This is a genomic window from Nonomuraea purpurea (genome assembly GCF_042650645.1).
In the GTDB taxonomy this organism is placed as follows: Bacteria; Actinomycetota; Actinomycetes; order Streptosporangiales; family Streptosporangiaceae; genus Nonomuraea; species Nonomuraea purpurea.
Map to the genome: position 1 here is coordinate 1 of NZ_JBHSBI010000013.1, position 26,138 is coordinate 26,138.

21 protein-coding genes and 1 pseudogene are annotated in these 26,138 nt (G+C 67.8%); 7 read left to right on the forward strand and 15 right to left on the reverse strand.

Annotated features, from left to right (window positions below):
- Positions 1–593, reverse strand: a 593-nt coding sequence (locus ACFOY2_RS25085) for a methyltransferase domain-containing protein (protein ID WP_379530537.1), incomplete at its 3' end; no start/stop codon positions are given.
- A gap of 511 nt (positions 594–1,104) precedes the next feature.
- On the opposite strand from ACFOY2_RS25085, the gene ACFOY2_RS25090 reads away from it, so the two are divergent.
- Complete coding sequence (locus ACFOY2_RS25090) at positions 1,105–1,869, forward strand: GntR family transcriptional regulator (protein WP_379530538.1); 765 nt, start codon at positions 1,105–1,107, stop codon at positions 1,867–1,869.
- Between the two features lie 549 nt (positions 1,870–2,418).
- Here ACFOY2_RS25090 and ACFOY2_RS25095 read toward each other — a convergent pair.
- Both ACFOY2_RS25095 and ACFOY2_RS25100 read right to left on the reverse strand, forming a co-directional pair.
- Positions 2,419–2,718, reverse strand: a complete 300-nt coding sequence (locus tag ACFOY2_RS25095; RefSeq protein ID WP_379530539.1) for a hypothetical protein — start codon at positions 2,716–2,718, stop codon at positions 2,419–2,421.
- Positions 2,715–3,377: an SAM-dependent methyltransferase gene (locus ACFOY2_RS25100; RefSeq protein WP_379530540.1), complete on the reverse strand. Its 663-nt coding sequence runs from the start codon at positions 3,375–3,377 to the stop codon at positions 2,715–2,717. The genes ACFOY2_RS25095 and ACFOY2_RS25100 overlap by 4 nt, the downstream gene beginning before the upstream one ends.
- Before the next feature lie 177 nt (positions 3,378–3,554).
- On the opposite strand from ACFOY2_RS25100, the pseudogene ACFOY2_RS25105 reads away from it, so the two are divergent.
- The 3 genes and pseudogenes from ACFOY2_RS25105 to ACFOY2_RS25115 all read left to right on the forward strand — a co-directional run.
- Positions 3,555–3,770 (forward strand): annotated as a pseudogene (locus tag ACFOY2_RS25105) (helix-turn-helix domain-containing protein); the annotation flags it as partial.
- 90 nt (positions 3,771–3,860) lie between these two features.
- Positions 3,861–4,886, forward strand: a complete 1,026-nt coding sequence (locus ACFOY2_RS25110; protein ID WP_379530793.1) for a hypothetical protein — start codon at positions 3,861–3,863, stop codon at positions 4,884–4,886.
- A gap of 2 nt (positions 4,887–4,888) precedes the next feature.
- Entirely contained in the window at positions 4,889–5,437 is a 549-nt protein-coding gene (locus ACFOY2_RS25115; protein WP_379530541.1) for a GNAT family N-acetyltransferase, read from the forward strand.
- A gap of 165 nt (positions 5,438–5,602) precedes the next feature.
- Here ACFOY2_RS25115 and ACFOY2_RS25120 read toward each other — a convergent pair whose 3' ends face one another.
- The 8 genes from ACFOY2_RS25120 to ACFOY2_RS25155 all read right to left on the reverse strand — a co-directional run bounded on the left by ACFOY2_RS25120 (position 5,603) and on the right by ACFOY2_RS25155 (position 17,729).
- Positions 5,603–6,052 carry a VOC family protein gene (locus ACFOY2_RS25120; RefSeq protein ID WP_379530542.1) on the reverse strand — a complete coding sequence of 150 codons (450 nt, stop codon included), beginning with the start codon at positions 6,050–6,052 and terminating at the stop codon, positions 5,603–5,605.
- A 132-nt stretch (positions 6,053–6,184) separates the two neighbouring features.
- On the reverse strand, positions 6,185–8,863 hold the full coding sequence (locus ACFOY2_RS25125; protein WP_379530543.1) for a cellulose binding domain-containing protein: 2,679 nt from the start codon (positions 8,861–8,863) through the stop codon (positions 6,185–6,187).
- A 125-nt stretch (positions 8,864–8,988) separates the two neighbouring features.
- A complete protein-coding gene (locus ACFOY2_RS25130) occupies positions 8,989–9,483 on the reverse strand; it encodes a DoxX family protein (protein WP_379530544.1) in 495 nt (164 codons plus the stop codon).
- 64 nt (positions 9,484–9,547) lie between these two features.
- Entirely contained in the window at positions 9,548–12,400 is a 2,853-nt protein-coding gene (locus ACFOY2_RS25135) for a glycoside hydrolase family 3 protein (protein ID WP_379530777.1), read from the reverse strand.
- Between the two features lie 39 nt (positions 12,401–12,439).
- A complete protein-coding gene (locus tag ACFOY2_RS25140) occupies positions 12,440–13,261 on the reverse strand; it encodes a carbohydrate ABC transporter permease (RefSeq protein ID WP_379530545.1) in 822 nt (273 codons plus the stop codon).
- On the reverse strand, positions 13,258–14,121 hold the full coding sequence (locus tag ACFOY2_RS25145; protein ID WP_379530546.1) for a carbohydrate ABC transporter permease: 864 nt from the start codon (positions 14,119–14,121) through the stop codon (positions 13,258–13,260). Before ACFOY2_RS25145 ends, ACFOY2_RS25140 begins: the two co-directional genes overlap by 4 nt.
- Positions 14,122–15,426, reverse strand: coding sequence for an ABC transporter substrate-binding protein (locus ACFOY2_RS25150; protein WP_379530547.1), 1,305 nt, complete (start codon positions 15,424–15,426; stop codon positions 14,122–14,124). It lies immediately after the preceding gene.
- Positions 15,427–15,443: 17 nt separating this feature from the next.
- Positions 15,444–17,729: a TIM-barrel domain-containing protein gene (locus ACFOY2_RS25155; RefSeq protein WP_379530548.1), complete on the reverse strand. Its 2,286-nt coding sequence runs from the start codon at positions 17,727–17,729 to the stop codon at positions 15,444–15,446.
- A gap of 243 nt (positions 17,730–17,972) precedes the next feature.
- Between ACFOY2_RS25155 and ACFOY2_RS25160 the strand changes: the two genes are divergently transcribed.
- Together ACFOY2_RS25160 and mgtA are read left to right on the forward strand one after the other, a co-directional pair.
- Positions 17,973–18,326 carry an ArsR/SmtB family transcription factor gene (locus tag ACFOY2_RS25160; protein ID WP_379530549.1) on the forward strand — a complete coding sequence of 118 codons (354 nt, stop codon included), beginning with the start codon at positions 17,973–17,975 and terminating at the stop codon, positions 18,324–18,326.
- Positions 18,310–20,790 (forward strand): magnesium-translocating P-type ATPase, encoded by a 2,481-nt coding sequence (mgtA, locus tag ACFOY2_RS25165; RefSeq protein ID WP_379530550.1) that lies wholly within the window; start codon positions 18,310–18,312, stop codon positions 20,788–20,790. Before ACFOY2_RS25160 ends, mgtA begins: the two co-directional genes overlap by 17 nt.
- On the opposite strand, the gene ACFOY2_RS25170 is transcribed toward mgtA, so the two are convergent.
- On the reverse strand, positions 20,732–22,213 hold the full coding sequence (locus tag ACFOY2_RS25170) for an LCP family protein (RefSeq protein ID WP_379530551.1): 1,482 nt from the start codon (positions 22,211–22,213) through the stop codon (positions 20,732–20,734). The genes mgtA and ACFOY2_RS25170 overlap by 59 nt on opposite strands.
- Before the next feature lie 315 nt (positions 22,214–22,528).
- Complete coding sequence (locus ACFOY2_RS25175; RefSeq protein WP_379530552.1) at positions 22,529–23,053, reverse strand: Chromate resistance protein ChrB; 525 nt, start codon at positions 23,051–23,053, stop codon at positions 22,529–22,531.
- Between the two features lie 48 nt (positions 23,054–23,101).
- Here ACFOY2_RS25175 and ACFOY2_RS25180 point away from each other — a divergent pair, with 48 nt between their 5' ends.
- Complete coding sequence (locus tag ACFOY2_RS25180; protein ID WP_379530778.1) at positions 23,102–24,967, forward strand: CASTOR/POLLUX-related putative ion channel; 1,866 nt, start codon at positions 23,102–23,104, stop codon at positions 24,965–24,967.
- 451 nt (positions 24,968–25,418) lie between these two features.
- Here ACFOY2_RS25180 and tatA read toward each other — a convergent pair whose 3' ends face one another.
- Both tatA and ACFOY2_RS25190 read right to left on the reverse strand, forming a co-directional pair.
- The gene (gene tatA / locus ACFOY2_RS25185) at positions 25,419–25,673 is read right to left on the reverse strand and encodes a Sec-independent protein translocase subunit TatA (protein WP_379530553.1); all 255 of its coding nucleotides are present in this window, start codon (positions 25,671–25,673) and stop codon (positions 25,419–25,421) included.
- A 297-nt stretch (positions 25,674–25,970) separates the two neighbouring features.
- Entirely contained in the window at positions 25,971–26,099 is a 129-nt protein-coding gene (locus tag ACFOY2_RS25190; RefSeq protein ID WP_379530554.1) for a hypothetical protein, read from the reverse strand.
- Positions 26,100–26,138: the final 39 nt, after the last annotated feature.

The window sequence follows — 26,138 nt, forward strand, 5'->3', positions numbered from 1 at the left end:
CAGGCTGCCCTCGGCTTCATTTCGGTTGCTGCGACAACCGAACGGTGAAGGTCTTTCACCTCCACTCGGTTACAAGGCGCCTCGTGGCGCACGATGATCCGATCGTAGGGTGCGTCCTCGGGGTGGCCGGCTGCGCCGTCGCCGTGGACGACCTTGACCCGGTCGAACCCTGCCGCGGTCAGGCCGCGCCGAGCTCCCGCCACGATGTCGGCTCCGATGTCGACCGCCGTCACGTGGCCCCCTGGCCCGGAGAGCTCGGCGACCAGGGCGGCGTTGTAGCCGGTCCCTGCACCTATTTCCAGCACCCGGTCGCCGGGCTGGACGTCCAGTTGCTCCAGCATCGCCGCCACCACCCCAGGGCCGGATGCAGAGCTGATCGCTCTTCCGTTCTCGTCCCGGTGCGTGATCACCGAGTCATGCCCGTAGGCCTGCTCCAGCGACGCCTCGGGCACGAAGACGTGTCGGGGCACGGCACGCATCGCGGCTTCCACCGGCGCCGTACGTACACCTCCCCAGTCGCGCAGCTTGTCGACCATGGCGTCACGAAACGCACGGTCTGTGCCTTCTTCCTTGCGTGCGGTGTTGGTTTCCACCGGGTGGAGCGTACTCAAGCGGGTCTCCTCGTCTCTTGCGAATCGCTGGTGTTGGTCCCCCCGCGCCTCCGGTGGGACACGGGCGTGAGCTGGGAGTGCGAGCGTCGCTGTGGCCCCGACCCGCCACCATTCGCAGGCTTCGGGCCGGGCCGTTTCAGATGACTGGCCGGTACGGGCCATCGGGCGGTGCGTATCTCTCGACGGGTGGGCGGGGTTCCCCGGTGCTTCCCTGGGCGGATCGTCTGGCGCTGTGGCGTCCTGGACGTGGTTGTCGGTGGTCACAGGTAGGGTTCCCTCTTCTTCGTCGTGATGGGCAACGGGTCGATGGTCGGCAGTTGCTGCGGTGGTTCACCACGCCGCCGAACGAAATTCTGAGCGCTGGCGAGTGCCGTTCAGCGTGATGGCGATCATTTTCGCTGTTCAATGAGATAAGTGCTACATACTTCATAGTTTCAGCAGGGGTGCGGGTCAATATGTATGTAGTACATAGTGCCGATAGGGTGAGCTCGTGATGGCTCCAGGGAAGCACTACCGGGACGTGGCCGACATCATCAGACAGGCGATCGCCAGCGGCGTCTACCCGCGCGGCTCGCTGCTGCCGAACGAGGACCAACTTGCCGCCGAGCTGGACGTCAACCGCGCCACCGTGAACAAGGCCCTGAACATCCTGAAGTCCGAAGGGCTGCTGCGGGTGCACATGGGCGTCGGCACCCGCGTGCACGAGCTGCCGCCGATCCTGCGCGACGCGGCCGTACGGCACAGCCGCGCCCACCGCGAGCGGGGCGGCGTGCGCGGCTCGCTGGCCAGCGAGCTCGACCAGCTCGGCTACACGCTGGACTCCGATAACACCATCGGCCCCGGCCAGCCGCCCCCCGACGTCGCGCACGTCCTGGAAGTGGATCCCGACTCCGACAGCGTCATCGTCCGGGCCCGCCGCATGCGTGCCCAGGACGTCCCCATCCAGATCGCCACCAGCTACATCCCGCGCGAGATCGCTGACGGCACCCCCATCGCCGAACGAGACCCGGGCGTGGGCGGAATCAGCAGCCGCCTGGCCGAGCTCGGCTACGCCCAGGCCGAGATCGAGGAGAACCTCCAGGTCCGGCCGCCTACGCCTGACGAGACGCGGTTCCTGCGGATGACTCCGGACCAGCGGGTGATCGAGATCTTCCACATCGGCTGGACCGCGACCAACCGGGCGGTCAAGGTCAACGTCTACATCCTGCCGAGCTACCAGTGGAACCTGCGCTACCGGTACCCAGTCGACCCTGCCTGACTCCTCAGGAAGGCGGCGGGCAGCCGTGGGACGGCGAGCAATCATCGCCGTCTCACAGCTGATGGCCGCCCCGAGCCGGGCAGACACGGGGGGCCGGATGCCGCAGGCCCAATAGAGGTGGGCGGGATCTGCGGTGGCACAGCAGTCAAGCAGGCTGGGTAAGGCACCGCAGCCTCGCTCGGTCGTGACGCGGATCTCCAGAACCGCGGCGGGAGCCGACAACTCGCCAGCCTGGCCATCGGGCGCCAACGAGCGGCTGCTGGGGTCTTCTTGTAGGAGACGAACAAGGTGGGCGTAGAAGATGGCATTCATCGGCGTGCCTTCGTGCAGATAGTGATCCCGCGCGTTCGAGGTTGAGGGGTTGTGGTCGGTCCCCTGACCGCCACGCAAGAGCGGCCGGTCCTGCCGGGCTCACCGCCGGGGAAGGCGCGCGGCCAGGGGACGTGCAGCGCGGCCGGCCGCCACGTGTGAGTGAGGTCTGACCGGCCGCACCAAGACGCGGAGGAGCCGTGAGCCTGCCTGGCCTGGCCCCGTCCGTGTCTCGTCTCATCACCCGGCCGCCCTCCACAGGGCGTCGGGAAGCTGTTCCACGAGGAGAGGGGGAATCATCGGGGCGCGAGAGAGGATGGCCCGGCGCCGGCCCTCGTGCTGGGTTTCGCGCATGAGCGGCCACAACTCGTGGGGCGTCCGGCCCATGCGGTAGACGCCGCCCTCGTCCCAGTGGCCACGGAAGTAGGCGGTCAAGTGCTGCCCGCCGGCCTCCCACATCACCATCCACCAGTGCCCGACCTCCTCTTCGAGTTTGGTCGCCCACCAGCGGCCGGTTTCCAGGTCGGTGACCAGGTTCACGCTGCCTCCTCTGCGGTGGCCGCGTACGAGCCGAACCCGGCCACCGCAGCGACGAAGTGCGGCCGGCCTACTTGGCGCGGTATCGGGTCGGAGGGCCGCCACTCGGACGCCTCGACCAGGCCGGGCTCCAGAAGGCGCAATCCGGTGAGGAACATCGACTGGATCTGCCAGAGCGGCCGCGTGTACGTGGAGATCAGGAGGTCATCGCGGGCGTGGGAGAAGATCAGGTAGCCCGCGGGGAACGCGGCCATGTAGCGGCGCAGGACGCCGCCTGGGTTGTCCTCGTTCGGCCAAAAATGGCAGAGCGTGGCCACAAGTCCGACGGGCTTCCTGAAGTCGAGCAGACCCCTGACGTGCGCCAGCACCACATCAACGTGGCGGGCGTCCACATGCAGGGACATGGACACGCCCGGCACCGTGAGCAGCGCCCGGCCAGACACTGTGACGGCGGGGTCGTTGTCCACGTGCGCCACGCGGGCGTCCACGTGGTAGCGCCGCGCCGTCTCGAGCGTGGTTTCGCCCACCTGCGGTAGACCGCACCCGAGGTTCAACCACTGGGTGATGCCGCTCTGCGCTGCGGCCTCCGTGCCACGGGTAACGAATTCCAGGTCCGCGCGGGCGCTGCGGCTGAACGGGGGTTCATACGTACCGGTGCTCATGCGTTATCTCACGTTTCGGATCTTTATCGGCGGTGCGGCTTTGTGTTCTTCCGACTACGTGCAGCCGCCGTGCTGTGATGCCATCATGAAGTTCTCGGGAAAGGCTTCAAAAGGCGTTTGGCGTGGTCATCTGCATTGACCACATGACCGCAGGCGACCAATACAGGAGTTCGAATAATGAGCGCTGGCACTCCTGAATCAAACTCCGCCCAGGCTGCCTGGCTTCGTCTCGGCACGGAGATGCGGCGTGTCCGTGAACTGAACAAGCTCAGCCTTCAGGCCGTCTATGCTCAGACCGGGGACGATTCCTCTAACCTGGCTAAATGGGAGACAGGGGGGAGGCGCATCCCATCCGACGCGATGCGCCGCATCGACGATCTTTACCACGCGAATGGGCTACTCGTAGCACTCAGGGACATGGTTGTCACAATTTCCCAGGCGTCACGTGTTAGCCCCGAAAGGGATAGGGGGCATGATAAGGATATGGACTATGTCCGACGCCAAATCCTCGCAAGTCTCGCCGCCTTGGGCACCTCAGCTGTGCTCCCCCCGCTTACCGATCTGCGCCAGTTGATGGGACCTGACCGCATTCAGGACTGGGACGAAATCGTGTGGGAACGCGCACTGGCGTTCCACACACACCCCATGCCCGAACTGGTGAGAGAACTCGCACAAGACGTCATCGACGTCCAGCAGAACCTGCAGCGGCTCGGCTCCGGCACTTCCGACACAGCTACACACTGGCACCGCATCAACGCCCAACTCCTGTGTCTGCTGGCGCGCGCGCTCGGCTCGGCCGGGCACTCCCGTGAGTCACGCGGCTGGTGGAACAAGGCCCGCGAAGCCGCCGAGAAGAGCGGCGACGGGCAGCTGCAGGCGTTCATCCTGGCCAAGTCAGCCATCCAAGGGTTGTACGAGCACCGCCCGGTCCAAGTACTCCTGAACAACGCCGAAGAAGCGCTCGCCGCTGCGAACAACGTCCCGTGCGCCGGCACGGTCACGGCGCTTGCCGTGCAGGCGCAAATCCTGGCTATGCAGGGCAACGTGGACAGCGCCCTGGCAGCGCTCCGAGAGCAGGCCCGAATCTTCAAGCTGCTGCCCTCCTCGGTCCGCGACGACCACCACTCCACTTTCGGCTGTCCGGAAGAGCGGCTGATGCACACGCGAAGCTTCGCGTCCATCTACGGCAGCGAGATGCCACGCGATGACGAAGCACAGCGTGCGGCGCTGGCCAGTTACCCCGAGACCAACGCCCGCGGCCGGGCGCAACTACGCCTGCATCACGCCCTGCACCAGGTGCGCAGCGGCGATATTGTGGCAGGGCTCGACCTGGCCAGGGACGCAGTCGCCGGGCTGCCTCCGCATGCACAGACGATATTCGTGCGGTTCGACGCGGAGGCAGTTCTGACCGCCGTGCCGACGACTCTGCAGTCCCCGCGGCAGAAGGATGCCGCCGTCGAGTACCGGCAGATGCTGGCGCTGCCGCCCGGCGACGTATCAGGTGGGTGAATATGGCGATCTCCTACCTCACCCGCATGGGCGGGGCCGCCGGCTCGGCTGTCCTGAGCGAGCCGTACATCCGGCTCTACGAGGACGTGCACGCCGACCCCTCCTACGAGTCGAACGCCTTGTTCACCCGGGCGGCCTACATTCGCCGCGCCTCCGCCCAGTCGAAGCACCCGGGCTTCACGGTCGTCTCGGCCGAAGATGGGCCCGACCTCGCCGGGTTCTGCTATGGATTCACCATGGAGGCTGGCCGCTGGTGGCGGGGCGCCATCAGCTCGCCGCCGAACGAGATGCTGAAAGAACACAAGATCGCGGTGATCGAACTGATGGTCCGCGACAACTACCGGGGCAGCGGCGCCGGCAAGCAACTCCTGGCCGAGCTGCTGCACGGTCGTGACGAGGCGTACGCGACGCTGACGGCACGGCCGGTGGCACCGGCGCATGGCATGTATCTGCGGTGGGGGTGGCGGGTCGTCGGCCAGTCCCAGCCCGCCTCGGACGCGCCGGCAATGGACATCATGCTGTTGCCGTTGTGGCCGGCGAGAGCGACGTAGGGCGGTTGAGGGCTGGGAGAGCTCACCGCACCGGTTGGTTCTCCTAGCCCCGTTTTTCCGCGCGTCACTACAACGTGCCCGCCATTCTCCACCCCGCCGCACTTCGGCGGGGGTGTCTTTGGGGAGGCCGGTAGGCCGAAGGCGGTTGGCCTGCGGAATAGGGGGTTAGCAGTTCAAGGGTGGCATCGTGGCTCCGCCGGGGTTCCCGGTTTGCAGGAACTCCGGCTGGATCGAGATGTCGACGAGTTCGATGCGCAGCCCGAGGCCCGGCATGCGGTGGTAGGCCCAGGGGCGGCCGTACGGGCGGGCGTCGAAGTTCAGCGGGTAGTCCTTCTCGACGAGGCGCCGTGAGCAGGCGTCGATCCCGCCGGCCCAGAACCCGACGTGGTCGCAGCGGGGCCCCTCGCCGGGGTCCCATGGGCTGCCCTCGGGGCCCTCGATCAGTTCGGTGTAGAGGGGGCCTGAGCGCGAGAAGACGATGCGGTAACTCCAGTCGCCCAGGCGGCCGTCGCGTACCGGGTTCCACTCGACGCCCACCGCGCGGCCGAGGTCGTGCATGGCGCGCTCGATGTCCGGTACGACGTAGCCGACGTGGTAGGGGGCGCTCGGGTTCACGATCACGAGGCTAGGCAGGGCACCGGGTTGAGGACCAATAACAAAGTTTGTGGCGATCTATCGGGATATCGATGGGTTCTGGGGGCGCTGCTCACAGCTCCCAATGCGCGCAGCGCCCCCATGGGGAGATGGTCAGGCGGGGGTGCAGGTGAGCGTGGCGGGGGCGGTGTTGGTGCCGGTGTAACTGGCGTTGAAGCCGAACGCGGTCGTCCCGTTCGCCGCCAGGGCGCCGTTGTAGGAGGCGTTCGAGACGCTCACGGTGGCACCCGTCTGGGTGTGGCTGCCGCTCCAGAGCTGGGTGATCTTCTGATCACCCGGCCAGGTCCAGCCGACCTTCCAGCCGGTGATCGAGGCGGCGCCGGTGTTCTTGACGGTGACTTCGGCGGAGAAGCCGCCCGGCCACTGGTTGCCCGCCTTGTACGTCGCCGAGCAGCCCGTCCCCGTCGTCGGAGTGGGAGTCGGAGTCGGGGTGGGCGTGGGGGTCGGGGTCGGGGTCGGGGTCGGGGTGGGGGTTGGCGTGGGTGTGACCGGCGGGCCACCCGTGCGGTCGCCGTACAGGATGCCGCGGCCGTTGGTGCCCAGGTAGACGCGGCCGTAGATCCTGGGGTCGCCGGTGAGGGCCTCGCCCATGTTGCCCCACTGGTGCTTGTCGTCGTTGACGCGCACCCAGCTCGCGCCCGCGTCGTCCGAGCGGAACAGGCCGGTGACGCCGTCGATGGTGGCCACCGCGAAGACCGCCATGTACGTCTGCCCCGGCGCCGCCTTGCCGAAGCCGACGTTGACCGAGGAGGTGATGCCGGACACCTTCGTGAAGGAGGCGCCGCTGTTCGTCGAGTGCCACAGGCCGCCCGAGCCGGCCAGCCACAGGTCGCCCTCCCTGCCGGGCACGGCTTTGAACTTGCCGGTGGTGGGCAGGCCCGTGGCCGCGGTGGCGGTGAAGGTGGTGCCGCCGTTGGTGCTGACGTAGAGCCGGCCGCCGTTGAAACCGTAGAACTTCGAGGCGTTGACGCGGTCCGACTCCACGATCGAGTCGGTCGGCAGGCCCGAGGCGGTCTGCCAGGAGTTGCCGTAGCCGACGGAGTAGACCGGGGTGACGCCCTTGGGCGCCCAGACGAAGCGGGAGCCGTCGGCCGCCGCCGCGACCGTCCCGCCCTCGTTGACGCCGCCGGGCTCGGTGCCCTGGAACCAGTTCGCGCCGCCGTCGGTGGAGAAGGCCACGTGGCTGTCGTTCGGCCGGTCGGCGTCGGTGAAGTTGCCCGCCCGCACCATGATCGACGGGGACTTCTCGGCGTAGTCGAGGCTGGTCGTGGAGGTGAAGATCGGCTGGGTGAACATCATCGGCGGCACGGCGTCCAGGTTCGTGTGCCGGAACCCGGCGATGTCACCCAGACCGCTGACCAGGGGCGCGCCACTGGGCGGGCTGATCAGGTCGAGCACGGCCGTCTCCTCCAGGCCCCTGGCCATGGGCCTGATGGTGAACTGGCCGCCGGAGTCCCACTGCGTGAGGTTCTCGGTGCCGTAGACGGTGGCGCCCGTGCCGTACATCATCCGGTTGGAGTCGAACGGGTCGATCTCCAGCGACTCGGTCATCCAGCCGAGCTTCGGCGTGACCTCGGGTGGCTGCGGGTTGGTGCCGAAGGTCAGCCACGGGTTGTCCGTGATGTTCATCGTGTAGCGGAAGCTGCGGTTCGGGTACGACGTCCAGTCCCACACGCGGGTCCACGTCGCGCCGGAGTCCGTCGACCTGAAGAAGATCACGTCCGGCCACCACGAGATCTGGGTGGCGACCATGATCGTGCCCGGCTTCTGCCTGTCGATGGTCAGGCCGCTGTAGCCGAAGTAGTCGTCGGAGCTGGAGGAGGGGATCGGGCTGATCTGCGTCCAGGTGCCGGTGGCGGTGGCGTAGCGCCACACGTCGCCCTTGGCCCCGTCGTACGGCCCGCCGGTGTCGCTCGTGGCCAGGTACAGGTAGCCGTTGACGGTGTCGAGGACGCCCTTGTGCGGCAGGTAGCCGGTGGGCTGCCCGGCCAGCCGGGTCCAGGTGGCGCCGGCGTCCGTGGTGCGGTAGACGCTGTTGTCCTTGTCGGCCACCCCGACGTAGATGGTCTTGGTGGTGGTGCCCTTGGCCGACGAGCGCGGGTCATAGGTCACCCAGATGACGCCTGGCCGGTGGCTGAGGTAGCCGTTGGGGTCGCTCGGGTCCTGGGCGTAGTTGCCCGCGTTCGGGAAACTGGCCACCTTGGCCCAGGTCGCCCCGTAGTCGGTGCTGCGCCACAGGCCGTTGCCGTTGGGGGTGCCGAAGTACAGGACGCTGTTGTTGTTCGGGTCCACCGACAGCGCCTCGCCCATGCCGCGTCCCGGCATGTTGCCGCCGAGCTTGAACGGCAGCGGCGTGACCTGCCAGTTGTCGCCCTTGTCGGTCGAGCGCAGGATGGCGCCGTTGTTGGGGTCCCAGCTATTGGTGTACATGCCGACGGCGGCGTACACGCGGTTGGTCTGGACGGGGTCGGTGGCCAGGCTGATCACGCCGTTGTAGCCCCACTTGTCCCAGCCGACCCAGTCGAGCAGGGGCGTCCACGTCTTCGACGACTGGTTCCACCGGTACGCGCCGCCGATGTCGGTGCGGGCGTAGATGAGGTTGCGTTCCGTCGGGTTGAAGACGATGCCGGGGACGAAGCCGCCGCCGTCGATCCTGACGTTCTTGTAGGCGTACGGGTCCGAGGCCACGGCCGAGACGGGCGACATCCGCACGACCGCCGCCGCGAGCAGCACGGCGACGGTCGCGAGCATGACGAACAGTCTTCTTCGCATGCGCGGCTCTTCCTTTCCAGGCACGCCGGCAGGCGTCCCCAAAGGGTTCAGATGACCGCCATGCACGAGCAGAGTGCAGAGACCCTGACCGTCACCGCGCCTTCGCGCATGAGCTCATCTGAGGCTCACACAGCTGCGCGCCCATGGTCAATAGTTTGGACGGACGACGAATTAAAGCGCGCACTCGCCGCCCACAGCGCGACCCCGATGTAGAGGATCTGCTCGGGGACGCGCTGCCACAGCGGCGTGGCCGCCTCGCCGGCCAGGGTCACTCCCGCCATGGCAGCGTGCACGTTCGCCGGCAACATCGCCACGAACAGCAGCGCCAGGCAGATCCCGGCGGCCCTGCGGGTGCGGGGCAGCACGAGCCCCACGGCCCCGGCCAGTTCCAGCACGCCCGTCAGGTAGACGACCAGGGCGGGGAACGGCACGAACGGCGGCACCATCGCCACCATGTCGGCGTGGTTCGGCATGAACGTCACCCCGGCCGGGACGAAGTGGGCACTGGCCGTCATGACGAGCATGACGGCCAGCCCGTGGGCGGCGCTCACCCGCCAGGACCGGAAACGCCCGAGCAGCCGGAACGCCAGCGTGGCGACCAGCAACACGATCACGGTCATCGTGAACCCTCCATTGGGAAGCAAAGCTATCTAATTGCTAGATAACTCTACTACCCAATAGCGCTCACCTGGCGACGGCGAAGTCCCTGATTCGCAGGTCGCCCTTGAACACCAGGTACAGGCTCCCCTTGCCGCCCTTCAGCGTGGCGTTCGCCGTGCCGTACTGGTAGATCCCGCCGGTCGCCGGCACCCGCACGGTGGCGAGCAGGGCGCCGGTCGGCGAGCCCGAACGAACCTCGAACACGCCGCCGCCCACAGAGGCCACCGAGGCCGTCAGGCGCGAGCCGTAGGAGGCGCCGGTGAAGGCGATCCAGTCGCCGGCCGACCCCTCCACGGCCTCGCCGCCGGCCTTGCTCGCATCCGCGAAGGCGACCCCCGAGTAGTCGTCGAAGTCCATCGCCCGGGTGGTCCTGGTCAGGTCGCGTACGGGGATCGTCTCGCCGGACACCCGCAGCGTGGTGGACTGGCGGATCCTGTCGGAGGAGGAGCCGACGAGGACGTCGTGGGTGACGCTCTCGACGGCCCACTTGCCGCGGGTGTGGTCCCAGACGGCCAGGTCCGACGTCTTCAGGGGGAAGGTCACGGTACGCGACTCACCCGGGTTCAACGTGATGCGCTGGAAGCCGCGCAACTGCTTGACCGGCTGCTCGAAGCGGGAGTCGCGCTGGTGGGTGTAGAGCTGGACGACCTCGTCGCCTTTGAGCTTTCCGGTGTTGGTGACCTTCACGCTCACCTTCTCACCCTGGACGTTCAGGCCCTGGTAGGCGAAGGAGGTGTAGCTCAGCCCGTGCCCGAAGGCGTACAGCGGCTTGCCCTTCCCGTACAGGTAGGTCATCCCGGTCTTGACCAGGTCGTAGTCCCGGATGCTCGGCAGCTTGTCCGTGGCGGGCCAGGTCTGGGTGAGCCGGCCCGCCGGGTTGACGTCGCCGAAGAGCACATCGGCGACGGCGTGCCCGGTCTCGGCGCCCGCGTGGGTGGTCCAGAGCAGGTTGGGCGCGTCCACGACGACCGGGTAGCTGGTCTCCAGGACGACGACGGTCTTCGGGTTGGCCTTGCGCACGGCCTCGATGAGTCGCCGCTGTCCCTCGCCGAGCTGCAGGTTGTCGCGGTCGCGGAACTCCCGCCCCGCCACGAACGGGTGGCTGCCCACCACCACGACGGCCACCTCGGCCTTGGCGGCCTGCGCGGCGGCCGAGGCGACGCCGTCAGAGACGATCTCCTTGCCGAACCTGGCCGCCTGCGCCTTGGGCACCAGGCTCAGCGCGCCATCGGAGACGCCCACGTACGCGTCGGGCAGGGCGAACCAGCTCTCCACGGTCTCGTAGCCCGCGTACCTGACCAGGTAGCTGCCGTCGGACTGCTTGTCCAGGGCGAACTGCTGGGAGACGTACCAACCGTCGGGCTCGGCGTCGTCGGTGTCGAGCGAGCGCCAGTCGCCGCCGAGCAGCTTGCCGTTGCCCGCGTTGCGCAGCGTGGACACGCCGCCGGTCCAGTCGGTGAGGTCCCACTGCGAGGCCGCGGTGGGCACGGTGTCGGTGAGCGCCGCGTTGTCGTCGGGGCCGGTGCCGGTGGCGGTGATGTACTTGCCGGAGTCGAGGTGCTTGAGCGCGATCCGCTCCAGCCCTTCGCCGGTGGTGACGCCGGGCACCCGCTCCTTGATGCCGTCCAGCGGCGTCACCTGGTACGGGAACTGCCCGGAGTACCAGTCCCGGTAGAGCTTGCCCGCCAGCGGCCCGACCACGGCCGCGGACTTCGGCTTGGCCAGCGGGAGCACGCCGGAGTTCCTCAGCAGCACCGCCGCCTTCCCCGCGGTCTCACGGTTGAGCCGCTTGTGGGCGTCGCTGTTGATCACGTCCTTGGTGATCTTCTTGTACGGCCCGCCGTCCGGGTCGAAGTGCCCCAGCCGCGTGCGGACGGACAGCACGCCGCCTACCGCCTTGTCCACGTCGGCCTCGGTGATCAGGCCCTGGTCCAGGGCGGCCGTGAGGTTCTGGACCATCGGCCCGATGTCGCTGCCGTCGATCGTGTAGCTGTCGAGCCCGGCCTTCAGCACGGCGGCGAACGCCTCGGGCTTGTTGTCGTAGTACTTCTCCAGGTCGGTCAGCGCGTGCGGCCCCCAGGCGTCGCTGACGTTGTACAGGGTCTTGTCCGTCCACGACCTGACCGTCGTGTTCAGGTCGGCGTTGACGTGGTTCGGCCGCCCGTTGACCAGGTTGTACGACGCCATGACCCCGGTCGCGGCGTTCGCCGAGATCGCGGCCTTGAAGGCGGGCTCGTAGTACTCGTGTTTGAGCTTGGGCGTCAGGTTGGAGGAGGTGAGGCTGCGGTCGGCCTCGTTGTTGTAGGCCAGGTAGTGCTTCAGCACGGGCGCGGCCTTCAGGTAGAAGGGGTCGTCGCCCTGCAGCCCCTTGCCGTAGGCCGTCGAGATCGCCCCGGTCAGCAGCGGGTCCTCCGAGTAGCCCTCCTCGTTCCTGCCGGCCCTCGGGTCGCGTAGCAGGTCCACCACGGGCGCCCACACCTGCAGGCCCCACAGCACGGGATCGACGGCGTTGTAGCCGCGTACCTCGTCGCCCACGGCCGAGCCGACCTTCTTGATCAGCGCGGGGTCCCAGGTGCCGGCCAGGCCGACCGCCTGCGGGAACACCGTGCCGCCTGCGAACTTCTGGTTCCAGTTGTCGTTGAGATGGTTGGACCAGGCGACGCCGTGCAGCGCCTCGGTGCCGTTCTTGTGGTAGCCGATGCCCAGCCTCGGGATCGCCGGCTGCGACTGGTGCAGCAGGCCGAGTTTCTCCTGGAGGGTGAGGCGGCCGAGCAGGTCGCTGACACGCTGTTCCAGCGGGAGGCCGGGATTCTGGAAGGGGTAGTCCTGGGCGGCCTGGGCGGGTGCTGTGATCAGGGAGCCGACCAGGGTAAGCACCGCCAATAGCGGGATTTTTCGCATTTTGGGGGGTCTCCATCACTTGATGGCGCCGACCGTCACACCTCGGGTCAGCGTGCGCTGGAAGATCAGGAAGAAGGCGATCGCCGGAACGACGCCGAGCAGGGCCGAGGCGCTGGACATGGTGGCGTCCATGTACTTCTCGCCCTGCAGGACGCCGAGCGCGACGGGCACCGTCTGGGTGTCGTTCGAGATCAGGAAGATCAGCGGCAGGAAGAACTCGTTCCAGGTCCAGATGAAGAAGAAGATCAGCAGCACGTTCAGGGTGGGCCGGCTGATCGGCACCACGATCCGCCACAGCGCGCGCAGCCGCCCCGCGCCGTCGATGGCCGCCGCCTCCAGGATCTCCTTCGGGAACTGGCCGAGCACCGCGCTCAGCAGGTACGTGCCGAACGCCGCCTGGATCGCCGTCATCACGATGATCACGGCGAGCTGGGTGTCGTAGAGGTCGACGGCCTTGGCCAGGTAGTACAGCGGATAGACCAGCGCCTCCTGCGGCAGCGTGTTGGCCACCAGGAACAGCACGAGGATCGACAGCCGCCCCTTCACCCGGCCGATGCCCAGCGCGTACGCGTTGAGCACAGAAAGCACCACGGCCAGCACCGACACCGAGGCGCTGATGACGAAGCTGTTCCAGAGCTTGGTGCCGAAGTCGACCCGGTTCCAGAAGTCGACGATCCCCTGCAGGTAGAGCCCGTCGGGCAGGCTCAGCGGCCCGTGCGAGCTGTAGTCGGCCGGCGACTTGACCGCGTTGACCGCCACGATCGCGAACGGGAACACCATCACGACCGCCAGCACGACCAGCGCGAACAGCACCGCCCAGCGCCCAGGGCCCCTCATTGCTCACGCTCCTGCACGCGCAGGAACAGGAACGTCACCACGATGATGATCAGGGCCAGCACGGTGGCGATCGCCGAACCGTACCCGACGTTGCTCTTCTGGAAGAAGTTCAGGTAGGAGAAGTACGACGGCACCATGGTCGCGTTGCCCGGGCCGCCCCGGGTCAGCACGAAGATCGGCCCGAAGACCTTCAGCGCGGCGATCGTGCACGTCAGCAGCACCACGAAGATCTCCGGCCTGATCTGCGGGATCGTGATGTGCCAGAACTTGCGCCACCACGAGGCCCCGTCGATCTCGGCCGCCTCGTAGTAGGCCGGGTCCACGCGCTGCAACCCCGCCATGAAGATCACGACCGGGTAGCCGAGCTGGAACCAGACCATGACCGCCATGACCGTGGCCAGCGCCAGGCCGGGATCGCCCAGCCAGTCGAGGTCCAGCCCGAAGATCTCGTTGATCGCGCCGTACGACGGGTGCAGCATCCATCCCCACACCACGCCGGCCACCACCACCGGCAGGACCTGCGGCAGGTAGTACATCGCCCGCAGCGCCGAGGCCGTGCGCGGCCCGAACCGCTTGCCGATGTAGTCGAACAGCGCCGCCGCCAGCACGAGGCCGATCGCGGTCGGCACGACGGCCATGGCCACGATCAGGCCCACGTTGTGCTGGAAGGACTGCCAGAACCGTTCGTCCCGCAGCAGCCTGGCGTAGTTCTCCAACCCGATCCACCGGGGCGTGCCCACCCCCGACCAGCGGGTGAAGCCGGCGCCCACGTTCATCAGGAACGGCACGACGATCACGGCCAGGAACAGCAGCAGGCTCGGCACCAGGTAGAGCCAGTATCCCCTCGTGCGCATCCTCATCTAATTGCCGATGTCGGCGAGGTTGTCCTCGTACGGCCCCGCGATCTCGTCCAGCACCTGGGCCGAGGTCTTGCTGCCGTTGATGAGGTTCTGGACCCCGGCCACCAGCACCTCGTAGTAGCCGGGCGCCGGCCAGTCGGGGTAGAAGGCCAGGCCGTCGGCGCTGGTCAGCTTGTTGAAGGTGGCGATGAGCTCCTTGCTCCTGGCGTCGGTGATCGCGGCCGGGTCGGCGGCCACGGGGACGCCGCCGGAGTTGCCGAGCAGGTTCTGGATGTCCTTGCTCATCGTGATGTCGATGAAGTCGTAGGCCAGGTCCTTGTTCTCCGAGTTCTCGGGGACGACCCAGACGTTGCCGCTCGACCCAGGGGACATCGTGGCGCCGGGGAACAGGAAGTGACCCCACTCGAAGTCCTTGATCTCCGAGGCGAACCGGCCGTACCACCAGCTTCCGCTGATCATGATGGGGAACTTGCCGTTCATGAACGCCACGCCCATGTCCTCGGCCTTGAGCCCGGAGGAGTTCTTGGCGATGTAGCCCTTCTTCACCCAGTCGGCGAAGGTGTCGGCGCCGTAGGTGAACTCGGGGCCGTGGAAGTCGACCTTGCCCTTGTAGGACTGGAACGCCTCCAGCCACGGCTTCTGCGCCTTGGTCAGGGCGAGCTGGTAGAAGATCTGCTGGGCGGGGTACTCGGCGCCGGCGTTCGAGATGGGGGTCACCCCGGCCTTGACGAAGGTGTCCAGCGCGGCCGTGAACTCCTCGAACGTGGTCGGGACCGTCACCTTGTGCTTGTCGAACAGCTCCTTGTTGTAATAGACCATCACGAACTCGCCATAGTTGGGCACGCCAAACCATTTGCCGGAGCCCATGACGCCCCGGTCGTCATATTTGGCGGTGGTCTGCAGGCCGCCCGGCAACGACTTGTCCCAGCCGCGCTTGGCGGCCTCCTCCGTCAGATCCGTGAGCAGGCCCTGCTTGGACAGCAACCCGGCGGTGGCGTTGCCCTTGTTGTACTCCATGATGTCGGGTGCCTCGTCGGAGTTGAGCACCATGCTGGCCGTCTTCCTGATCTGTTCGAAGCCCTTCTCCTCGAACGTGACGGTCACGTTCGGGTGCGACGCCTCGAACTTCTTGATCGCCTCCGCCCACGCCTTGCCCATGGCGCTGTCGGCGGTCTCGTAGTGCCAGAGCTTCAGCACGCGCGGCTGGCCGCTCTGCGCGGGAGCCGGGCTCTCCGAACCCGATCCGCAGGCCGAAAGGGCGAGCGCGACGGCGGCCAGCACCGCGGCGCCTCTCAACTTGACCATGATCCCTCCAGGGGGTGTTACGAGATGACGGCCCGCGTGGGAGCTCCGGCCACCGGGACGATCTCCACCTCGGTGACGCGTTTCGGGCCCGTGACGGCGACACGCAGCACGTCGCCGTCCCTGGTGGCGACGGCGACCGTCACGCCGTCTTCGTCGTGGATGTCGGCGGTGCCGTCGCCGCCCCCGAAGGCGACGAGCGCGATCTCGGCGGGCACGTCGACCGTGTCGCCCTGCCTCGCGACGGGGATGAGCGCGCCGTGCCGGACGAAGAGGGGGATCTGGTCGAGCGGCTTGCCGACCTCGATGTACGTTGAGCCGTCGAACACCTCGCCGGTCCAGTAGTCCACCCACTGGCCGCGCGGCAGGTACACCGTCCTGACGCCCTCCGGCGTGGTCATGGGGGCGACGAGCAGGTCGCGGCCGAGCAGGTACTCCAGGTCGGCCTGCCAGGCCACCGGGTCGTCCGGGTGGTCCACGCACAGCGCCCGCATCATCGGCGCGCCGGTGCGCGCGGCCTCGATGGCCGCCGAGTAGAGGTAGGGCATGAGCCGGTAACGCAGCTTGAGCGCCTCGACGGCCTGCTCCTCGACGGCGGGGAACTCCCAAGGTTCCCTGGTCGTGGTGCCGTGCAGCCGCAGCAGCGGGGAAAGGGCGCCGAACTGGGTCCAGCGGACGTACAGGTCGTCGGTCGGCCTGCCGGTGAAGCCGCCGGCGTCGTGGCTCCAGAACGGCACGCCGGACAGGCCGTGCGCGAGCCCGCCTCTGATCGTGCTGCCCATGGCGGCGTAGCCGGTGTAGGTGTCGCCGCCCCACTGGGCGCTGTGGCGCTGGCCGCCGAGGTACGACGAGCGCGCCCACACCAGGTCGTGGCCGTTGACCTCGCGGGTGACGGCGGTGACCGTGTCGTTGAAGAGCAGGGTGTAGACGTTGTGCAGGTCCGTGCCGGTCATGCCGTTGAAGGCGACGGAGTCGGCGGGGACGCCTTCGGCGAAGTCGGTCTTGAAGGCGGCCACGCCCTGGCGCAGGAGGGGGCGCAGCAGGCCCTTGAACCATTCGACGGCCGAGGGGTTGGTGAAGTCGACGATGCCGCAGGATGGGAAGGAGCCGTGCCAGCAGTCGGCGACGTAGGGCTCACCTTCCTGCGTTTTCAGGAAATATCCCGCTTCGGCGGCCTCGGTGAAGGTCGGGCTAAGGTGCGAAATATAGGGATTCATCCATAGGCACACCTTGAATCCCATCCCGTCCAGCTCGGCCAGCATGGCCTCCGGATCGGGGAAGTTCACGGCGTCCCAGCGCAGGTCCGACCAGTGCCCGTCGGCCTGCCAGTAGGTGTCCAGGTGCAGCACGTCGCACGGGATGCCGCGCTCCCTGATCGTCCGCGCCCTGGCCAGCACCCGCTCCTGGCTGTCCACGCAGAACCCCGACGAGATCCACGTCCCGAACGCCCACTTCGGCGGCAACGACGGGCGGCATGTCAGCCGGTCGTAGCGATCGAGCACCTCCGGCGGGGTCGGCCCGGCGATCACGTAGTAGTCCATCACGTCGTCGGGCACCACGATCTGCACGACGCTGTGGGTGGACTGGCACACGTCGAACTCCGTCGGCGCCCCGCTGTCGACGAGCACCCCGTACCCCCTGCTGGACAGGTACAGCGGCACGTTCTTGTACGCCCGCTGCGACTCGGCCCCGAAGGCGTCGAAGTTCCACATGAGCGGGCGCTGGCCGCGTTTGTCCAGCCGCGTGAACGACTCGCCGAACCCGGTGAACGCCTCGTCGGGGGCGGCGGCGAAGCTCTCGTGGTAGGCCACGGGGACGCCGCCCGAGGCAGAACGGCCGAACGGCAACGTCCGCAGCCGGCCGCTGATGTCGGTGTGCCCCCTGTCCTGCTCGACCAGCGTCCTTCCCGCCGCGTCGGTGAAACGCAGGTGCCACGGGGTCAGGCTGATCTCGGCCCGCAGCGTCCCCGCGTCGACCACGATCGGCTCACCCGGCCGCACCCCGGCACGCGCCCCCGGATACGTGCCGGGGGTCACCAGCGCGATGGCCCGCTCCGAACGCGGCCGCGCGGTCGCGTCCTCCGACAGCCGAACCCGGATGACCCCCTCCCCCGCCACGCCCACCTGAACGACCAGCGTCTCCTCGGCCGACGTCACCGCCTTCAGCATCACCTCGGCGCCCTCGGCCGCGACCAACTCCGCCGCGGTCACCGCCGACAGGCCGCCCTCACCACGCGCACGTACCGGCAACTCGGGCGGGTCCGCGACGAAGTACTCATGCGCGACCAACGGGGGGCGATAGGGCATGGAAGCTCCTTTGAACAGCTGCGCCAACTCGTGAGTTAGTTTGCTGTCCATACCAACAAACGTCAACGCCCTGGGCCCTCACCCCCGCGGTGGCCGCTGACGGTCGCTGATCGTCAGCCGCGGTTATGCCCTGCCGGTCGCTGACGGTCCGGGGTGGCTCTCGTGCAGGAGCGAACGCAGTTCGGCGGTGTCGAAAGGCGTCCCGGTGGACACGCCTAGACTTGGCCTCTAGCTGAAGGAAGGGTGATCGTGGCGGCCAGAGAGATCGTTGACCCGCCGGCCGAGGTGCTGGCGGAGGCCGCTTCCGTTTTCACCTTGTTGTCCTCGCCGCCGCGGTTGCACATTGTGTGGGTGCTGGCGCAGGGCGAGTGCGACGTGACCGGGCTGGCCGAGCGGGTGGGTGGTGCGCTTCCGGCGGTCAGTCAACATCTGGCCAAGCTCAAGCTCGCCGGCCTCATCCGGTCGAGGCGCGAGGGGCGCAGGGTGATCTACCTGATCGATGACGATGACATCGTGGCCACCGTTCGCAGCTTGGTCGGGCCACTGACCGAGCGGGCGGGCCAATCCGGGGAACTCAGACGTGGTCTGGGCGCCTGAAGCGGGCGACACCCAGCTCCAAACACTGCGACTGCTGGAAACCGGGCCGCGCGGCCTGACCGAGACGCAGGCCGGAACCCGCCTGCTTGAGTACGGCGAGAACACGATTCCCTTCCAGCGGCCGGCGTCCTGGCCGCGCCGACTGGCTCGCAGCCTGCGCGACCCGTTCACGATGGTGTTGCTCGCGTTGGGTCTGGTGTCCGCCGTGATCGCTTCGTGGGCCACAGCGGGCCTGATCGTGGTCCTGGTTGTGGCCAGTTGCCTGCTGCGCTCCAACGGCGAGTACTGGGCCGACCGCTCCACCCTGGCATTGCGGAAGCTGGTGGCCGCCACGGTAACCGTCAGGCGGCGTACCTCGGAGGACTCCGAACCGCGGGAGCGGGAGATCCCGATCGACCAGCTCGTCCCTGGTGACGTGATCAAGCTGGGTTCGGGGGATCTGGTCCCGGCCGATGTGCGGCTGCTGCGAGCCAGTGGTCTGACGGTGCACCAGGCACCGCTGACCGGCGAGTCCGCGCCCGTGCCCAAACTGGCACGCGACCTGCCCAACGGCGAGGACCATCTACTGTGGCAGGGCAGCAGCGTGGCCTCGGGCAGCGCGCTGGCCGTGGTGACGGCCACGGGAGCCGGCACCCTGTTCGCCGGCGCCTACCAGGCGCCGGTGCGGAGGCTGTCGGCGTTCGATCGTTCGGTGAACGGCATCTCCTGGATCCTGATTCGCGTCATGCTGATCATTCCGCCGGTCGCGCTCGTGGCCAACGCGGTGCTTCGCGGGATGGGATTGGAGGCGCTGCCGTTCGCGGTGGCGGTGGCCGTCGGGCTGACGCCGGAGATGCTGCCGGTCGTGGTGACCACGGCGTTGGCCAGGGGGTCGGCCTTGCTGGCACGCCATGGTGTGATCGTCAAGCGGCTTCCCTCGCTGCATGATGTGGGCGCGATCGACGTGCTGTGCATGGACAAGACCGGCACGCTCACTCAGGATCGTCCGGTGGTCAGCGGCTCCGTCGGACCGGACGGGCGGGCCGATCCCGAGGTGCTGCGCTGGGCCGCGGTCAACAGCTTCTGGACGCTCCACCTGACCGACCCGCCGACGCCTGATCCCCTGGATGAGGCGATCCTCGAGAGCGTGCTCGACCTGGGCGACGCCGAGGGGCTGGATGCCACGCCGTTCGACCCTTCACGCAGGGTCTCTTGCGCGCTGGTCGAGGAGAGCGGCAGGCACGTCGTGGTGGTCAAGGGCGCCGTGGAAGCGGTGCTGGAGCGATGCGCGATGAGCAGGCAGGAACGGTTGCGCGCGGGTGAGGTCGCCGAGGCCCTCGCCGAAGCCGGGGCGCGGGTGCTCGCGGTCGCCGTGGCCGAGCGCCACGCTCTCCACCGCCTGGGCGAGGAACGCGAGCTGGAACTCACCGGCTTCGTCACTGTGGTCGATGAGCCCTCGCCAGAGGCGGCCCACGCGCTGACCATGCTGGCTCGTAGGGGGATCAGACTGAAGGTGCTGACCGGAGACCACCCGGCAACCGCCGCCCGAGCCTGCCGGGAGTTGGGGCTCAGGGTGGAGGCGGTGGTCGATGCTTCCGCTCTGACGCCGCAATCGCTCGACCGAGCCACGGTGATCGCCCGCTGCACCCCAGAGGACAAGGCCCGCGTGGTGACCGCGCTGCGGGAGGCCGGGCACACGGTCGGCTTCCTCGGCGACGGCGTGAACGACCGGCCCGCGATGAGTGTCGCCGACGTCGGCATCTGCCCGAAAGGCGCGGTGGACGTGACCCGGGAGGCCGCCGACATCGTGCTGGCGGCCAAGGATCTCACCGCGGTCGATCATGCGGTTGTCTTCGGGCGGCGTAGCACCGGCAACATCATCACCTACCTGCGCATCGCGCTGTCGTCCAACGTCGGAAACGTGATCGCGATGCTCGCGGCCGGGCTGGCGCTGCCGTTCCTGCCGATGCTGCCCGTCCAGGTGCTGGTGCAGAACCTGTGTTTCGACGCCGCGCAGCTCGCTTTCGCCTTCGACCGGGCCGATCCGGCGGTCCTTCGGCGGCCTTTACTGCTCCGGCCACGTGGCATCCTCCGTTTCATCCTGGGATTCGGCGCGTTGAACGCCGTTGCGGACCTGGTCACGTTCGCTGTCTTGACCCAGGTCGTCGGCGTGGCGGGGGAGTCGGCCTTCCACACTGGCTGGTTCATCGAGAACATGCTCACCCAGGCCGTCATCATGTTGCTGCTGCGCCCCACCACCGGGGTGTCGCGCCCGCTCGGGCTGGCCACGGGCGCGCTCGCCGCGGTCGGCCTGCTGCTGCCGCTCTCACCCCTGGCGGGTACGTTCGGGCTGGTCGCGCTGCCTGCCGCGGGCTACCTGTGGCTGTTGCTGGTGGCCATCGCGTACGGCGGGGCGTTGCTTGTTCTCAGCCGTAGGAGAGATTGGAGCAGGGATCGTCGTCGGCCGAGCGCGCCTTGCCGTTGAGTGTCGTAGGCGTCGGAGTGGGGGCGGCTGACGTGGCGTAGTCGCTGCCGAGGATGAGCGTGATCCCGGGGGTGGCGACGGGCACGAGCTTGGCCTTGGGATGCACCAGGGTCACCGTTCTGGCCTGGTCGGCGGCGGCCGGACCGTACTGGATGACGGTCTTGAGGGTGTGCTGAGAGGCGGCGGTGCCGACGGCGGTGACGGTGAAGCCGACGGCCTTGAGCTTGGCGGCGGCGCCGGCCGCCAGGCCGCTGACGGTAGTGCCGTTGTAGACCGCCAGGCTGATGCCGGCGCCGGAGACGGGCGTGGGGGTCGGCTTGGCTGAGGGCTTGGCTGAGGGGCGGGCCTTGCCGCTGGCGTCCGCGCCGTCCAGGGTGCGGTCAGCCTTCAGCGCGGCCCACAATTGCTCGGCCTCGGGCTGGACGATGGCCACGCGGGCGCCCTGATAGCGCCAGGGCAGCGTGATGAACTTGGTGTTGCGCAGGTCGATGTCCCTCAATCCGAGGGCAAAGGACAGGAGCTTGTCGGCCGAGCCGAGTCCGGGGTCAACGGTCATCGAGGCGGCGGCCGCCTCGGCCAGCGGCAGGAGCGTGACGGGGTCCAGGCCCTGGGCTTTGACTTTCTTGATCAAACTGCCGATGAAGGCCTGCTGGCGCTTGATGCGGCCGATGTCGGAGCCGTCGCCGATGCCGTGGCGGATGCGGACGTAGTCCAGGGCCTTCTGACCGGAGACGGTCTGCGGTCCCTTGGGGTAGAGGAGCTGACCGCGAGAGCCGCGGTTGGGATTGAGGTCGCCCTGGTAGATGTCGTTGGGCAGGCAGACCTGGACGCCACCGACCGCTTCTGTGATCCTGGCGAAGCCGTTGAAGTCGACCACGATCGTGTGATCGATCCGCAGGCCGGTCAGCTTCTCCACGGTGTTCTGCGTGCAGGCGGGATTGCCCTTGGCGGTCAGGCCCACGGTGAAGGCGGCGTTGAACATCGCGCCGGTCTGAGGCGCCGTCCAGGTCCCGTCGGGCAGGCGGCAGCGCGGGATGTCCACCAGTGTGTCGCGAGGTATCGAGACGGCCACCGCGTGCTTGCCGTCGCCGTAGACGTGCACGATCAGGGCGGTGTCGGAGCGGCCGACGGCGCCGGTGCCGCCGCCCAGCTTGGCGTTGTCACCGGAACGGGAGTCGGAGCCGACGATGAGGATGTTCTGCCCGGCAACATTGGCGGCGGGACGGTCGCCATCGATGCCCTGCTCGTCGAAGGTGTTGATGCTGGAGCTGAGTTTGGCGTAGATCGTGCCGACCACGCCCGCGATCACGGCTACCAGCGCCGCGGCGATGAGCACGACCAGTGGCACCCGGCTGCGCGGACGCCGCGCCCGTCGGGGAACCCGGCCCTGTCTGCGCCGCGTTTCCCTGATAGGTCTGCTCATGCTTGCCCCCGGCACCTTAATTGTATAGTTGCGCAATATAGCAAGCATGCGACGTAGGGCTTACCGGGCGGGGATATGCGGGTAGGGGAGCAGCAAAGAATCGTCGCGCTCGCGCTGTGGGCGCTGGTGTGCGTACTCGACTTATACGAATGGGTGCTGATCTTCTAAGCGGAACACGCGTCGGACAGCTTGGCGGTGGCCACCATCAGGGTCTTGGTGGGTTTCGGCGCCGGAGTGCGGGGGCCGGCCTGAACGGGAGCGGCGCGAGAGCGGGCGATGGCCGGCACGCGCGCTGCCCGGTGCGCGAGGCTCTGACTATTCCGCTCCTGGGCGTGAGGCTCGCCAGAGACGAGCCTCACCCCCAGCCTCGTCGACAAGCCCCAGCACGCGGTGGACGCCGTCAGCGACCTCGGGCCGATCTCGCAGCGTCCATATGTCGTCGCCCAGCCAGATTCCGCCGAGTCGGCGCAGTTGCCCCTGAAGGGCATTCCGTGTGCGCACCTTTCGCGTGGGTATGCGCGCCACGAGCACAAGCCATGACTCCATGAGACGACTGTAGGCCAATAGTTGCTCATATGCGCAAGTTGAAAACTCTCCGTGGCTCGCCCGTCTTCCAGCCGCTGTGGTGGCGCTTCTGCGTTCTGCTCGCCCGGATGGTTCAGGTGGATTGCACAGCTGCGCAAGCCGTGAACCCAGTACTATCTCCCTGCCAACCGGCGCTCTGAGGGGAGAGGGGAGGCTAGGGACGATGAGCAGCTCCCCTTGCTCCCAGTCCCCCTGCGGCGCTTCCCATAGGGGCCGACCAGCGAATTCCCGAGAGGGATGGCCATCGACTCGCATGGATTCCTCCTGGGGCCGTGCTGGACAGTGGAGGTGTAGGCGGTGCGGATGACGTGGCGGGCTCGGCTGCGGTACTGGTTCGACGGAACCATGGATCGCGGCACGCCGGCGTTGATCGGGTGGCTGGGGCTGGCGTCAGTGACGCTGATCGCGCTGGTCACCGTTCTGGTGGTGGTCCTCACCCAGGAGGACACCGAGGCCAGCGGTGGCTGGTTGGGCGTGTTCTGGATGAGCCTGCTGCGCACACTGGATCCGGGCACGATGGGCGGTGACGAGGGCAGCCCGGCGTTCCTGGGCTTGATGCTGGCGGTCACGATCGGCGGCATCTTCATCGTCAGCTCACTGATCGGCGTGATCACAACTGGGCTGGAGAACCGGATCACCCAACTGCGCAAGGGTCGCTCCCAGCTGATCGAGCGCGGGCACACCATCGTGCTGGGCTGGTCAGATCAGGTGTTCACGGTGGCGCACGAACTGGTGCAGGCAAACCAGAGCGAGCGGCGCTCGTGCGTGGTTGTCCTGGCCGACCGCGACAAGGTCGGGATGGAGGACCAGATACGCGCTCACATCCCTGAGCCGGGCCGCACCCGGATCATCTGCCGTTCGGGGAATCCACTCAAGCATGCCGATCTGGAAGTGGTGAGCCCGGACACCGCCAAGTCGATCATCGTGCTGCCGCCGGCCGGTGACGAGGCCGACATCGACGTGATCAAGACGCTGTTGCTGCTGAACAATCGATCCTGGCGCGCCGAGCGGCCGCACGTGGTGGCGGCCGTGCAGGACTCGGAGAACCTGGCCGCCGCCCAACTGGCAGGTGGTGAGATGGCGCTGGTCATCGACGCCGACGACATCGCCGTGCGACTGGTCGCTCAGTCCCATCGGCAGACTGGCCTGTTCACCGTCTGCCGCGACCTGATGGACTTCGCGGGCAACGAGTTCTACATGCGCCGGGAGCCGCGTCTGGTCGGAACCTTCTACGGCGACGCACTTGACGCTTACGAGCGCGGCGTCCCGGTCGGGCTTCGCACCGGGGATGGCCGGATTCTGGTCAACCCGCCGGCGGACACCCCGATCACTGCCGCCGATCAGCTGATCGTGCTGGCGGAGGACGATCTGCTCATCAGCCTGGCCGACCAGCCCGCGCCGATCATGGAGTCCGCGATCGCCTCGGGTGCCGAGCAGGTGCCACTGCCGGACCGGACGTTGCTCATCGGCTGGAACAACCGCGGCTCGAAAATCTTGGACCTGCTGGACCGGCTCGCCGAACCGGGATCGGTCGTGGACATCGCCTCCTCGCAGCGGCCGGAGGAGACGCTTGCCGTTCCCCGGGTGAACCTGACGGTGGACCACAAGGTGTGCGAGCCGACCTCCCGACGCTCGCTGGAGGCCTTGGACCTGGGCGGCTACCGGCACTTGGTGGTGTTGTCCAACGACGGAGTCGATCCCGACCACGCCGATGACCGGACCCTGGTAACCCTGCTGCACCTGCGCGACATCGAGGTACGGCTGGGTGATCCGTACTCGATCGTCACTGAGATGAACGACGACCACAACCGGGAGGTCGCCCAGGTGACCAAGGCTGACGACTTCATCGTCAGCCGCAAACTGATCAGTCTTCTGCTCACGCAGCTCAGCGAGAACCGGCACCTGCACGCGGTCTTCGCCGAGCTGTTCGACCCGGCGGGGGCGGAGATCTACCTCAAGCCCGCGCCGAACTACCTGCTGCCTGGTGTGGAGGCCAACTTCGCCACCCTCATCGAGGCGGCCAGGCGGCGGGGGGAGAGCGCGATCGGTTACCGGCTGGCCTTGCGCGGGGACGAGCCGCCCTCCTATGGCGTGGTGCTCAACCCGCCCAAGCGCGACCCCCTGGTGCTGGGTGACAAGGACAGCGTCATCGTGCTGGCACAGGACTGACCGTTACTGCGGATCAAGGCACGCCCGGGCCGGCGAAGCGGCCGAGCCGGTGCAGGATGAGCCCGGCGAGCATGCCGTACTCCTCTGTCGTGCCGACAGACGGCGTGAGCAGCGTATGCGGGCAGGCCCGCCCGCATACGCTTCCACAGACGCTAGCTCATTTGCGCAAGTAATAGATAACGGGGGTGCATCATCCCAAGTTGCCCGTGGTCGCGCACATGAGCTCCCAGGAGGCTGATGGCCCACGCCACGATGATCAGCGCTTGTGGTCTTCACTTGCGGGCGCTCGAGGTTGCCGGGGCCGTACGCGTTCGTGTCGTCCGGGAGAACAGGCTTGTGCAACGAGCCGTCATCGAGTGTGTCTGGCACGTGGCGCCGCTGTACGGTCCGCTTCCCGCGTCACATCCCGACGGCACCACCGGGATGGCGGGGTCAGATGTAGAGGCGTGTGCTACAGCTTGTCCTGCTGGACACCGGAACGCAACCTGGCCGCCTGCTCCTCCAACCGCCGAGCTTGCTCCTCCAGCGACAACACCGCAGCGGGAGGATCGTCTGGGGCGTCATCGCGGAGCTTGGCCGCCTCGGATTTGAAGATCCGCAGAGAGCGACCGACCGCGCGAGCAGTGTCGGGCAGCTTCTTCGCCCCGAAGAGCATGACGAAGACCACGGCAATGATGAGGATTTCACCCCATCCGAGATTCGACACGACGCGTCCTAACCGGGCAGGCGTAAGTTGCATCATCAGCCTGAAGCAAAGTTGCTTGAATGCGCAAGTCTAAAACTGTGTAGCGTGCGTCACCGTATTGGAGCAGGTGGATTGGGTGTTCACCACGGCGGTCATCACCCCCCCGGCGGCTCAGGCATCAGCGATTCGGCCACCGCCCCGCCCGCGGCGACGGCCGCCGTCCTGCTCTTCTGATTCCTCGCCCACCTGATCGAGATCCCGGCCAGCCGGCTCTCCTGGACCATCTGGTCCCATACCGCCCGCAAGGAGTCTTCCCGATCAGGGCTTCAGATCGTCCTTGGCCGCGGCCTGAGCAGTCTGATCGAGGAGGGCAATATCCCCGAACCCTGCGGCGGCCTCGGCCGATACCTCCCGGGGAGGGTAATCGAAGGAGCCGTTGGTCACCATGCTCGCTCCTGTCAGAGCGAGCCATACAGGTGCGGCCAC

What these genes read in the sequence shown, in the direction of transcription:
- ACFOY2_RS25115 (WP_379530541.1), top strand. Translation starts at nt 4,889, where the DNA reads ATGGCGATCTCCTACCTCACCCGCATGGGCGGGGCCGCCGGCTCGGCT.
- ACFOY2_RS25145 (WP_379530546.1), bottom strand. Translation starts at nt 14,121, where the DNA reads ATGAGGATGCGCACGAGGGGATACTGGCTCTACCTGGTGCCGAGCCTG.
- ACFOY2_RS25180 (WP_379530778.1), top strand. Translation starts at nt 23,102, where the DNA reads ATGACGTGGCGGGCTCGGCTGCGGTACTGGTTCGACGGAACCATGGAT.
- ACFOY2_RS25170 (WP_379530551.1), bottom strand. Translation starts at nt 22,213, where the DNA reads ATGAGCAGACCTATCAGGGAAACGCGGCGCAGACAGGGCCGGGTTCCC.
- ACFOY2_RS25100 (WP_379530540.1), bottom strand. Translation starts at nt 3,377, where the DNA reads ATGAGCACCGGTACGTATGAACCCCCGTTCAGCCGCAGCGCCCGCGCG.
- ACFOY2_RS25150 (WP_379530547.1), bottom strand. Translation starts at nt 15,426, where the DNA reads ATGGTCAAGTTGAGAGGCGCCGCGGTGCTGGCCGCCGTCGCGCTCGCC.
- ACFOY2_RS25110 (WP_379530793.1), top strand. Translation starts at nt 3,861, where the DNA reads ATGGACTATGTCCGACGCCAAATCCTCGCAAGTCTCGCCGCCTTGGGC.
- ACFOY2_RS25130 (WP_379530544.1), bottom strand. Translation starts at nt 9,483, where the DNA reads ATGACCGTGATCGTGTTGCTGGTCGCCACGCTGGCGTTCCGGCTGCTC.
- ACFOY2_RS25155 (WP_379530548.1), bottom strand. Translation starts at nt 17,729, where the DNA reads ATGCCCTATCGCCCCCCGTTGGTCGCGCATGAGTACTTCGTCGCGGAC.
- ACFOY2_RS25175 (WP_379530552.1), bottom strand. Translation starts at nt 23,053, where the DNA reads ATGCGAGTCGATGGCCATCCCTCTCGGGAATTCGCTGGTCGGCCCCTA.
- ACFOY2_RS25090 (WP_379530538.1), top strand. Translation starts at nt 1,105, where the DNA reads ATGGCTCCAGGGAAGCACTACCGGGACGTGGCCGACATCATCAGACAG.
- ACFOY2_RS25140 (WP_379530545.1), bottom strand. Translation starts at nt 13,261, where the DNA reads ATGAGGGGCCCTGGGCGCTGGGCGGTGCTGTTCGCGCTGGTCGTGCTG.
- ACFOY2_RS25125 (WP_379530543.1), bottom strand. Translation starts at nt 8,863, where the DNA reads ATGCGAAGAAGACTGTTCGTCATGCTCGCGACCGTCGCCGTGCTGCTC.
- ACFOY2_RS25190 (WP_379530554.1), bottom strand. Translation starts at nt 26,099, where the DNA reads ATGGTGACCAACGGCTCCTTCGATTACCCTCCCCGGGAGGTATCGGCC.